This window comes from Vibrio halioticoli NBRC 102217, from assembly GCF_000496695.1.
Taxonomy (GTDB): domain Bacteria; phylum Pseudomonadota; class Gammaproteobacteria; order Enterobacterales; family Vibrionaceae; genus Vibrio; species Vibrio halioticoli.
On record NZ_BAUJ01000038.1, the window covers coordinates 40,973 to 51,599 of the forward strand.

General features: G+C 39.2%; 11 protein-coding genes. 4 read left to right on the plus strand and 7 right to left on the minus strand.

Features of this window, described 5'->3' with window-relative positions:
* Positions 1-916 precede the first annotated feature (916 nt).
* The gene (locus tag VHA01S_RS11870) at positions 917-1,330 is read left to right on the plus strand and encodes a hypothetical protein (protein ID WP_023404615.1); all 414 of its coding nucleotides are present in this window, start codon (positions 917-919) and stop codon (positions 1,328-1,330) included.
* Between the two features lie 470 nt (positions 1,331-1,800).
* Positions 1,801-2,241, plus strand: coding sequence for a hypothetical protein (locus tag VHA01S_RS11880; RefSeq protein WP_023404617.1), 441 nt, complete (start codon positions 1,801-1,803; stop codon positions 2,239-2,241).
* 191 nt (positions 2,242-2,432) lie between these two features.
* Here VHA01S_RS11880 and VHA01S_RS11885 read toward each other — a convergent pair whose 3' ends face one another.
* Genes VHA01S_RS11885 through VHA01S_RS11910 form a run of 6 tightly spaced genes read right to left on the minus strand, consistent with a single transcriptional unit; the run spans position 2,433 to position 5,188 of the window.
* Complete coding sequence (locus VHA01S_RS11885) at positions 2,433-2,879, minus strand: hypothetical protein (protein WP_023404618.1); 447 nt, start codon at positions 2,877-2,879, stop codon at positions 2,433-2,435.
* 34 nt (positions 2,880-2,913) lie between these two features.
* Entirely contained in the window at positions 2,914-3,396 is a 483-nt protein-coding gene (locus VHA01S_RS17900; protein WP_023404619.1) for a hypothetical protein, read from the minus strand.
* Positions 3,397-3,816: a hypothetical protein gene (locus VHA01S_RS11895; RefSeq protein ID WP_023404620.1), complete on the minus strand. Its 420-nt coding sequence runs from the start codon at positions 3,814-3,816 to the stop codon at positions 3,397-3,399. It lies immediately after the preceding gene.
* A 50-nt stretch (positions 3,817-3,866) separates the two neighbouring features.
* Positions 3,867-4,337: a hypothetical protein gene (locus VHA01S_RS11900; RefSeq protein ID WP_023404621.1), complete on the minus strand. Its 471-nt coding sequence runs from the start codon at positions 4,335-4,337 to the stop codon at positions 3,867-3,869.
* A 60-nt stretch (positions 4,338-4,397) separates the two neighbouring features.
* The gene (locus VHA01S_RS11905; protein WP_240432790.1) at positions 4,398-4,793 is read right to left on the minus strand and encodes a hypothetical protein; all 396 of its coding nucleotides are present in this window, start codon (positions 4,791-4,793) and stop codon (positions 4,398-4,400) included.
* Positions 4,794-4,834: 41 nt separating this feature from the next.
* Entirely contained in the window at positions 4,835-5,188 is a 354-nt protein-coding gene (locus VHA01S_RS11910; RefSeq protein ID WP_023404623.1) for a hypothetical protein, read from the minus strand.
* Between the two features lie 435 nt (positions 5,189-5,623).
* Between VHA01S_RS11910 and VHA01S_RS11915 the strand changes: the two genes are divergently transcribed.
* A complete protein-coding gene (locus VHA01S_RS11915; RefSeq protein ID WP_023404624.1) occupies positions 5,624-8,764 on the plus strand; it encodes a DEAD/DEAH box helicase in 3,141 nt (1,046 codons plus the stop codon).
* A gap of 84 nt (positions 8,765-8,848) precedes the next feature.
* On the opposite strand, the gene VHA01S_RS11920 is transcribed toward VHA01S_RS11915, so the two are convergent.
* Positions 8,849-9,715, minus strand: a complete 867-nt coding sequence (locus tag VHA01S_RS11920; protein WP_023404625.1) for a YicC/YloC family endoribonuclease — start codon at positions 9,713-9,715, stop codon at positions 8,849-8,851.
* A 147-nt stretch (positions 9,716-9,862) separates the two neighbouring features.
* On the opposite strand from VHA01S_RS11920, the gene rph reads away from it, so the two are divergent.
* Positions 9,863-10,579 (plus strand): ribonuclease PH, encoded by a 717-nt coding sequence (gene rph, locus VHA01S_RS11925; RefSeq protein ID WP_023404626.1) that lies wholly within the window; start codon positions 9,863-9,865, stop codon positions 10,577-10,579.
* Positions 10,580-10,627 lie beyond the last annotated feature (48 nt).

The following is a 10,627-nucleotide window of genomic DNA, read 5'->3' on the forward strand; positions in this document are numbered from 1 at the left end:
GTTAATTATTACAGGTGAAACGCTAGGCAGGTATAAATATAAGGCTTGGGAGATGTCTTATACAGCATCTTTCATTCAATATATAACGTACATTGTGGTAATTTTTTATTTTTTATTTTTTGGTTTTAAGAGAAAGTAGTCATACTTATCTAAACTTATAATATATTTAAAATGACGCATCATGAAAATAATAAACTTGTTGAAAACATACCTTCTGTATTTAACCAATGAAATGGTTGAAGAATACTTTTGTTTAGCATGAATGATATAGCGTACTATTGATTAATAAGGTCTCTAATCGTTAATATCATATTCATTATAATCTTAAATAAGTATGACTAATTTTAATAAAGGATAGTTTTATAAAAATGAAGTTCACTGTTATTTATTTGAGTTCTAATAAGTTGCTATTGGTAAGGTTGATCCTCTTATTAGGCCTTTTATTCTTTAGTTATCAATTATATAACTCAATAGTTACGGGGATTACACCTAATAGAGATAAGTATGAAGCATGGAGCTTAGGGTATATAGGTTTTGTATTTAAATACTCTTCGTTTGTTTTTGTTTCTTGCTATTTTTTAATTTTTGGATTTAGGTCTAAATAGATGTTTTATTAAAAGGATATTTTATATGAAGATAAAGAAGCTTTATTTGACGCCTAAAGCCGCCTTCATACAGAGAGCATTTTTTATTGGGCTTATAGTCTGGAGTTTGTATACCACTGCAGATCTATGGATAAATGACTTTGAACAACCTCAAATTGTTAGAGGTAGAGTTGAGATTGATTTCTACAGCTATATTTCGAGGTATATATGTTTAGCTGTAGTTGGTGTTTATATGCTCTTGTTTGTTATTCGTGTCAAGAAGTAACATATAATTTATTTGTAATGTTTAGTAAATCTGTAGGATCTTCAGTATGTTGTTAAACAGGTTTTTATTTATACTCTTGTTATTTGGATTTTCAGGGAACGGACAAACTGATGACTCAATAGACAAATATATCAATGGCCAAATGAATAACTTTGTTGGAGTTCCTCTACTCCAAGCCAGTGAAAAGGTTTTTGGAAGTGCACCCCCTGAATTTAATCAATACATAAAAGGTCTAGAGGATACTTTTGGCAGGTATGAAGAACACAGCATTTTATTGGTTAAAAAGATATCTAATCGCTCAAACTACATATATATTGAAATGAACTTAGAGAAAGGTGCAGCGTATTTAAAACTACTGCTTTATAAAGATAAGAATGCTCAATGGAGGATTAACTTGGCAACAGTAGATAAAATTCCTGAAAATGTAATTTATGATCTTGATTTATTGAATTGTGAATGATTTTCCTATTATTACTAAAGGTTATTTTTAAGACATGAAGCTTACTGTAATATATGTATCAGCTAATAAATTGGTATTCATTCGAGTATTGTTAGTTTTAATAATATTCCTTACTGCTTCTCAGTTATATGAGTTAATTGTTACTGGTGAAACATTAGGTCGAGGAAAATATAAAGCTTGGGGTGTGGGATATATAGCTTATTTTTTTCAATATATAGTCTTTATTATCATGAGTTGTTATTTTTTGTTTTATGGTTATAAGCGTAAGTTATGATGCTTCTATTTTATCGTATTGCACATATGAAATCCCTTAAAATATTTAAATGAACAAGCAGTAAATGTATTAATCGTCATAGGTTTATAAGCAACTAATTATTGAAAAGGTACAGGTTTTACTCTTCGCTTTGTGGACACTATTTAGTATAAGAAAAAAGTAAATATTACTTCGTTAGATTAAATATAGGATTAATATGTTATTAAGAGTAATTACATTATTGTTCATCATAAATTTTTCGCCTTTCACCCTCGCTTCTGATTCTGTAAAAGAATTAGTGAATGATAAAGTGAGTTATTACTTCACTCATTCAGCTGAAAAGACAGCTAAGTATTGGTCTCCATTCAGCGATGCACCGGCACCTGTTATTGATGCTCTGAAACGCTATGAATCACGATACGGAAAGCCAATCTCTTACGATACGATAGCAATAGAGGAGGTAACTCCTAGAGTTTCTATTGCCTTTGTGGCGGTTAATTATGAGAAAGGAGTGACTTTTCTTCGGCTACAAGTATACCTAGATAACAATAATAAGTGGTCTTTGATGTTTGTCAGTCTAAACCCTGAACCGTTTGGGTTAGTTCCAAACATTATTACTTTTAGTAAGAGATTTGATGAGAATAAGCCTACTAATTAGGAAGTATTGCGATGACTTATTGTTAGATGAATTCAGTAGTTCAGCCTATAAAGAGGGAGTTGATAGAGTGCCATCAAATATCATTGATGATCTTTCATTGCTGAGTGATAAATAAAGAGTGAAATCAGATAATAAGGTCTAGCCATCTAAATAAGAGTGCAACTTGTACTAATTAAAATCTAATTCTATTTTTACTCACAAGTCACCGTAAACGTAGATCGTACCGTATGCTGCCCTGCAGGATAGTGATGCTTTGGCATCTTCATATTGGCATAAAACTTTAGTTCACCCGCCTGAACGTTTTCAAAGGTACCATTGTGGTTTTGCTCTGGATACTCGGGGCCGTGTTCCGGAATTAACTTGATACGCAAGTGCCCCTTGGCATTCAAAATTCCGGTATCGCTGGTGTATTCGAGGGTGGCGTTATTTTCTCCGGCATTATTGACCAAAATCGCGATGGCAGGGACATCGGTATATTCTTCGTCATACCCAAGGACACCCGATTGAATCCCTTGTCCCTCCCAACCACACATTGGAGATACTGAGCCATTAAAGATGACATAACTGCTACTTTTTGCGGCTGCAGCGCCAAAAGAAAACAGCATCAATACACTTAAAGATACTAATTTATTTTTCATTTTTGCTCTTTCTAACGTTTAAAAACACAATCAATTATTTGCAATTGATGGACCACTTCATTCTTATTTCATGGTTGCCAGCAGTAATTTTGGAAACCGGTAAATCAACTCGAACTTTTAAATCTATCTCGCGATTCGCGTTCAACTCAGAGGCGTTTAACTCAATCCCTCTTCTCCAGTAATTGGCATTCCCTTCATAACGGTCAGGAGTATCCAATTGCAAACGAATCAAATGTAATCCCTTGTCTACACTAAGGTCGGCAACTTGAATATCATCGAGTTTAAGTTCTACTCTTTGATAGTTTTCGCTCATTTGAATTTTAAGCCGCACAGCATTACCTTGATAAGATTCAGCAAAAGAAATCTCTCCGTTGTTCTCTAATGTTTGAAGTTCACACTCAGGTATAATCTGAGTGGCTTTTGGGCTTATTGGTTCTCGATTTTCAGCAAAAACGGTCGATGAACATGATACTGCCAGTGCTAGAAATACAGCATTTCTGAATTGTCTCTTGATCACTTAGTTCACCATGACTCTAACCATAAAATCTGTTACGGCTTGCTTGGTAATATCGGTATTTGAAACCGTTTTTTCTTTGTGAATCAAAACCTGAAAAGAGGTATTTAGCGATATATCTTTGTCATCATAGTGATAATTAATCACTTGATCGCACGTAATCACTTGGTCATGGTTTTCATCAAGAATTGTGGCTGTGTAATTAAGTCTGCTCGATGTACCTTCAAGCTGAATTTTGCTCCAATCGATATAATCAGAACTAGACAATGCATCAAAAACACGGCGCTCATGATATTCCGCACCTTGGTAGCAGAATTGCTCTAAGTGCTGGGCATGATCTTTCTCCATCCCTTGTTCTGCAAAAGATGGAACTGCTAACAATGAAAGGGTGCTCACAAAAAGCACTCGACATAAGTTGTTCACTATAATCTCCAGAATAAGGGAGGCGATATTACTACCGCCTCTAAAACCAACTAGTTACAAGTTACGGTAAATGTAGTTTTAACCATGTGGTCGCCCGCGCTATAAGTGGTTGCGGGTTGAGTGGTGCGAGCGAAAAATTCTAGCTCGCCCGCCGGTACATTATTAAAAACGCCATTGTGGTCCATTTCATTGTGTAGACTATCCTTTGAGTCTTTTAGCTGGAATTTAAGGTCAGCTAAAGGAATAGCGACACCGGAACTACCTTGTAACTCCGTGGTTGTAGACATCTGAAGCGCAGCCTTGTCTGCAACGCTAACATTGTTGACTAGCGTAGCCTTAGCGGGTGAATCATCACGGTAATCTACAAAACCAAGAGTACCTGGCTGGTGATCAGTCACATCCCAACCACAAGCTGGCTCGACATTACCGTTCCAAATAACCTCACCACTGTTATTTGTAGCACTTGCAAGGGCAGGCGTTAGGGCAGCTGCTGTTGCGACAGCTAGCATTTGTTTCTTCATTATTGTTTCCTTCTTTACTAAATATAATGAAAGAAAAAAGCCGTTTGTGAATATCAATATCTATTCAGAAAAAGTCGTGCTTTCTTGTTTCATTTTTAAGAGACGGTATTTCTCCGCCTCAACTTGCAGGAGTTTGAGCTCGTGCTCTGCTTGAGCCAATTGCTCTTCCCTGTTGCGTTGACGAAGTTCAAACTCATAAAGCTTGGTGCAATCCACTCGGTCTTCACCGCCAAACTGTATTGTTACGGCAGCATAAATCCCTGCCTCGTCTTGGTTTTGCTCGTAATAGTTGTTGTAGTAATTGTCGCTATCTTCGTTTCCCATCGCGCCGTAGGTGCCAACCTGAAAGGTTTTACCCGTTGAAACCGCTTGCTCACAGCTAGCTCCATCCGTTGTTCTTATACGATCAGTACCCGATGGATTTGAAATACTTGGAATTGGGTTTGCCAATAACACCGGACTCCACAGGCAGGTTAATAAATAGAATTTTTTCATCCTCAATACCTTTTGAATGTCAGCTTGGTACAGGTTTCGTAGTCGTTCTCTTCGCCTGTGATCATCAATGTACAAACATGCTTTACTGAAGTGATACCTGGGGGAGTATCAAAAGTGATGTCCAATTCAATCTCCTGATCTGGAGATAACATCAATTTATTCGGGAATTTTTTGTCATCTATACGGACGTAAAAAGGCGCTGTTTTGCTGAATTTATTAATTAGCTTGAACTTAACATGTGTCTTGTCTGAATACGTTTGGTATTCAGTCTCTTTCCACTGATGGATGTTCGCTTGTGCTACACCACTTGCCATTAGTAGCGCTATCACAGCCCATTGTTTTGCCCAATTAACCATAATTACTCCAACACAAATCAAATACCGCACACGTCTCATAGACTGACGAATCGCGAATCATACACAGACTGCTACAGATAAAATTGCCATTTCGCGCCACGTTCAGAAAGTATGTTTTTGAGAGGTGCTAGCTTACTCAATCTAGCGATTTTGAATAATGAAACACATTGATAACTGATATGCCTCACATGCATATTTTTATGCTCACTAGACAGGTTGGTAATAAGGGGAAGGCTGCTCAGGAATTAACAGGGGATGGAATAAGTAACCAAGGAATATTTGAAGGTTTTTTTTGCAGTTTCGTTGTGGAAGCTTAAAAACCTAGCTTGGTTAGACTGTGAAATATCGGAGCTCTGTAATATGCAGTGAGATTAGATTCGCTTCTTCGATTACAACCTGGTGTAATAAATCAAAATATCGAGATAGAAGTAACGCATGCAACAGATTGGCATTTATGAACAACTCATTACTCAATTGATAGAAAATAGAGTAGATCGTGAACGTTATTATGTTGGTGAACGCGCGTTAGATGGAGCAGAGGCATCGGTTTGGCTTTCGCGTTTTTTATCGCAAATTATTGAATATGCGATTGATGCAGTACCTGCTAGCGATGACAGATTACACCATCAAATAGCACTTTCTAATCAACTGCTTTTATGGCTAAAAGAGCAGATCCAAGACAAAGATCTAATAGAAGATAACTTACTCAATAGTCAGGGAAAAATCTTAACGGCTCTGTATGAACTAGAGAACCCTGTTTCTGCGGATCTAAAGAACTACATTGACGATATATTCCCTTTGACTGGGCTAACTCAAAGTGAGCTTTTCTGTGGGAGTAATGCGGGTTTATCTCTAGAGTCTGAGATAAAAAGAGAAATCTTGTCTGCGAATAAAGTTTATTGGTTGGTTTCATTTATCAAATGGACAGGGATACGCATTTTTCGCAAAGAGTTGGAAGCCTTTACCAATAGTGGTGGTGAACTTAAAATTATCACTACTTCGTACATGGGGGCAACAGATGCCAAAGCGGTAGAGTATTTGGCGAACCTACCTAATACCGAGGTTAAGCTCAGCTACAATACCACTCGCGAACGTTTACATGCGAAAAGCTATTTATTTTTGCGCGATACGGGTTATCACACTGGCTATATAGGCTCTTCCAATTTATCCCATTCGGCTTTAACCAATGGATTAGAATGGAACTTAAAAATAACATCACAAGAGATACCTCATATCATTCAAAAGTCTTTAAGTACCTTTGAAACGTACTGGGCATCCCATGATTTTGAAGTTTTTACGGGTGATACGGTCAGTGTTGAAAAACTCAAGCACGCTCTAAAACAGGAGAAAGGCGAAACCCATAAAGAAGTCTCTCATTTTTTTGATATTACCCCCTTTCCCCATCAAAACGACATATTAGAACAGTTAACTGTTGAACGAAGCATTCATAAACGGTTTAGAAACCTTGTCGTGGCGGCTACAGGGACAGGAAAAACCTTAATCTCAGCATTTGATTTCGCTCGTTTTAGAAAACAAAACCCCAATGCGACTTTTTTGTTTATTGCACATAGAGAAGAGATTCTAAAGCAAGCTTGCTCTGCCTATCGTGGTGTATTGAGAAACAGTGATTTTGGTGAGCTTTGGGTTGGTAATTACAAACCTGAACACTACCGTCAGTTATTTGTGTCAGTACAAACATTAAATCGAAATATTGAACAGCTAAACCTGACATCTGATTACTATGACTACATAGTTGTCGATGAAGTGCACCACATCGCTGCTCGTAGTTATCGAGCCATCTTAAAGCTCTTTCAACCGCATATTTTACTTGGGTTAACTGCCACTCCTGAGCGCCATGATGGAGGAGATATCTTAAGTGATTTTAGTGGTGTGATAGCCGCTGAATTACGCTTGCCCGAAGCCATAAATCAACGTCACCTTTGTCCATTTCAATACTTTGGGATCGATGACGATACAGATTTAAGGACAATCCCTTGGAGTCGTGGCCGCTACGATATTGCACAACTTACCAATGTCTATACTCACAATCAAAGTCGCTTTAATAAGATATTACTGAGCCTACAAGAGATCATTACAGACTTAAGCGGTATGAGAGCATTGGCTTTCTGTGCGAGCCGTAAGCATGCTCAATATATGACTCAGCAATTCCTATTGAAGGGAATTAAAGCCGATATCTTAACAAGCGATAATAGTGATGAGCGCCAACAAAAGCAGCAAAGTCTACGTATTGGTGACATTAATGTGCTTTGCGTTGTCGATATATTTAATGAAGGTGTCGATATTCCAGAAGTGGATACTTTGCTTTTTTTAAGACCTACCGAGAGTTTGACTATATTTTTGCAACAGCTTGGTCGAGGTTTGAGACTAGCAGAAGGAAAAGAGTGTTGTACGGTTTTAGATTTTGTGGGTAATTCTCGTCCTGAATATGATTTTGCCAATAAATTTAGAGCTCTCGTAGGAAAAAGTAAACGAGCAATTACTGATGAGATTAAGCAAGGATTTCCCGATGCACCTCTGGGCTGTCGTATCGAGTTGACTAAACAAACTCAAGCTATGGTGTTGCGAAATATTCGGCAAGCATCCATGACGCTAGCTCGTTTGGTGAGCATGATAAGGCAGTATCCGCAACACTCAGAGTTACCTTTGACTCTATCTAACTTTTTAATCCAACACCCTCATGTTGATTTGAACGATATGTATAAAAAGGGTTGTTGGGAGGAGTTAGTTGAGAGATCGCAAGATAAAGTGAGTGAGTCATCATCAAATAACCTACATTGGAAGATGTTCCAAAAAGCGGTTTTTAATCGTATTTTAGCTTGTGATGATCATGATTATTTGAGCTTTTTAAAACATCTCTGTCTTACCAATTTTGAGTTAGCTGAAAGTAATAATCGGCAGGCACTTATGTGCCACTACGATTTCTGGCAAAACACAGGGCCTACTGTAGGGTTTGATTCATTAGCCGAGAGCTTCTCTTCTTTGCGAAGGCTAGATATCACATCTGAGCTTGCGAGTGTTTTAGATTGGTTGTTGAACAAAACCAAATATCAACAATTAACTATTTCTGATTTACTAAGTGTGCCTTTGAAGTTGCATGCTCGGTATGCGCGCGACCAAATTTTGGTAGCTTTTGGGGCGATAACGTTTGAACGAAAACCTCCGGCAAGAGAGGGTGTGCTTGTTCTTCAAGATCAAAATATTGAATTGCTATTTGTGACGTTGGAAAAAGATGGAAAGCAGTTTTCACCTACAACTATGTATCATGATTATGCGATTAATGAGCACTTATTCCACTGGCAATCTCAAAATAGTGCCCGCCCGGATCGTGGTAAAGGGTTAAGCTATATACAGCACAGACAGAATAAAAAACGCTTGTTCTTATTCGTGCGTGAGCAAACAAAAGATCAGTACGGTCGTACCATGGGCTTCGTGAATTATGGGGAAGTTGACTATGTCAGTCACACAGGTTCACAACCTATGAGTATCACATGGAAATTAAGGCATGCCATGCCAAACTTCATGTGGCAACAAGCTGCAAAATTAGCGGTGGGATAATTTAAAAATAAAAAGCGGGGTCAGGTCTTGAAATTTGCATCTGCAAATTTCAAGACCTGACCCCGCTTTTAGCTATTAATTCAATTATTCAATATTCTGAATCTGCTCACGCATCTGCTCAATCAATACCTTCAATTCAACGCCAGAAGCGGTGATATCTGTGCTAATCGATTTAGATGCTAGCGTGTTCGACTCACGGTTGAATTCTTGCATCATGAAGTCTAGACGGCGGCCTACTGCGCCACCTTTTTTCATAATGCTGGTGGTTTCTTTTACGTGAGAGTCTAGGCGGTCTAGTTCTTCTGCTACGTCAGATTTTTGTGCTAGAACGATAAGTTCTTGCTCAACGCGAGATGAGTCTAGTTCGATAGAGGCTTCTTCAAATTTGTTTAGTAGACGGTCACGTTGCCATTGTAGGATTTCTGGCATGCGAGCGCGCACTTTAACCACTTCGTCGGTGATGGCGGCTAAGCGTTGGTCGATTAACGCTTTCATGTTTTCGCCTTCACTTGCACGAGCGTCAAGGAAGTCAGCGATGGCACCTTCAAAGCCCGCTAACAAATCTTTGTTTACGCTGTCCATGTCTTGCTCTGGTGTTTCCATCACGCCTTGCCATTGCATCACTTGGAATGGGTTAATGCGGTTGGCTTCACCGGTCATTTCCATTACTTGTTTAGCGGCATTGATGACTTGTTGTGCTAGGTCTTCATTGATGCTTAGCTCACCTTTAGCGCTTGGGTTTGCTTCGAAGCGTAGGTGACATTCCACCTTACCGCGAGCTAAACGCTTACGAAAGCGGTCGCGAAGGATAGGCTCAAGGCCACGGAACTGCTCAGGTAAACGGAAATAGGTTTCTAAATAACGTTGGTTCACAGAGCGGATTTCCCATACTGCGTTACCCCAATCGCCTTTCACTTCTTTACGCGCGTAAGCGGTCATGCTGTAGATCATTGAATTACCTTTATTCATCACATCGGTGTGCGTCTATATTGCGGGCAATCTTAGCACAAAACCGAGCGACTCCCTAAAGTCGCATCCTGTTTCATGATGCTATATAATCTCGATCAATTTCATACCCAATAATTTAGGTGACTTTCAATGCGTCCAAACGATCGTGCAGTAGATCAGGTTCGTCCTATTAAAATGACTCGCAACTACACCGCTTATGCAGAAGGTTCTGTATTGGTGGAGTTTGGCAATACCAAGGTATTGTGTAATGCCTCTGTTGAAGAGAATGTACCTCGTTGGTTGAAAGGCAAAGGTAAAGGTTGGGTAACTGCGGAATACGGCATGTTACCTCGCGCGACTCACACTCGTAACCGTCGTGAAGCAGCCAGTGGCAAGCAAGGCGGCCGTACTATGGAAATCCAACGTCTGATCGCTCGCAGCCTACGTGCTGTGGTTGATCTAGAAGCGATGGGCGAAATCATGGTCACCGTAGATTGTGATGTAATCCAAGCCGATGGCGGTACACGCACTGCGTCTATCTCTGGAGCTAGCGTAGCAATGGCAGATGCGTTCCAAAAATTGGTTGCAGCAGGCAAGCTAAAAGCGAACCCTATGAAAGGCCATGTATCAGCGGTATCTGTGGGTATTGTTGAAGGTGAAGGGCGTTGTGACCTTGAGTATGTTGAAGATTCAGCAGCTGACACTGATATGAACGTCGTTATGACCGAAGAAGGTAAAATGATTGAAGTTCAAGGCACAGCCGAAGGCGAACCGTTCTCGCATGAAGAATTGATGGAATTATTGGCTCTGGCTCAAAAGGGCATTGCGGATATCATCGAAGTGCAAAAAGCGGCACTGGCAGAATAGTTTTTGAAATAGCTCCTAGCGGGGCTATTTTTTTATACCAATCACACT

Excerpts from the sequence above, each read along its gene's own strand:
- VHA01S_RS11870 (WP_023404615.1), top strand. The coding sequence starts at position 917 with ATGTTGTTAAACAGGTTTTTATTTATACTCTTGTTATTTGGATTTTCA.
- VHA01S_RS11880 (WP_023404617.1), top strand. The coding sequence starts at position 1,801 with ATGTTATTAAGAGTAATTACATTATTGTTCATCATAAATTTTTCGCCT.
- VHA01S_RS11885 (WP_023404618.1), bottom strand. The coding sequence starts at position 2,879 with ATGAAAAATAAATTAGTATCTTTAAGTGTATTGATGCTGTTTTCTTTT.
- VHA01S_RS11900 (WP_023404621.1), bottom strand. The coding sequence starts at position 4,337 with ATGAAGAAACAAATGCTAGCTGTCGCAACAGCAGCTGCCCTAACGCCT.
- VHA01S_RS11910 (WP_023404623.1), bottom strand. The coding sequence starts at position 5,188 with ATGGTTAATTGGGCAAAACAATGGGCTGTGATAGCGCTACTAATGGCA.
- VHA01S_RS11915 (WP_023404624.1), top strand. The coding sequence starts at position 5,624 with ATGCAACAGATTGGCATTTATGAACAACTCATTACTCAATTGATAGAA.
- VHA01S_RS11920 (WP_023404625.1), bottom strand. The coding sequence starts at position 9,715 with ATGATCTACAGCATGACCGCTTACGCGCGTAAAGAAGTGAAAGGCGAT.
- rph (WP_023404626.1), top strand. The coding sequence starts at position 9,863 with ATGCGTCCAAACGATCGTGCAGTAGATCAGGTTCGTCCTATTAAAATG.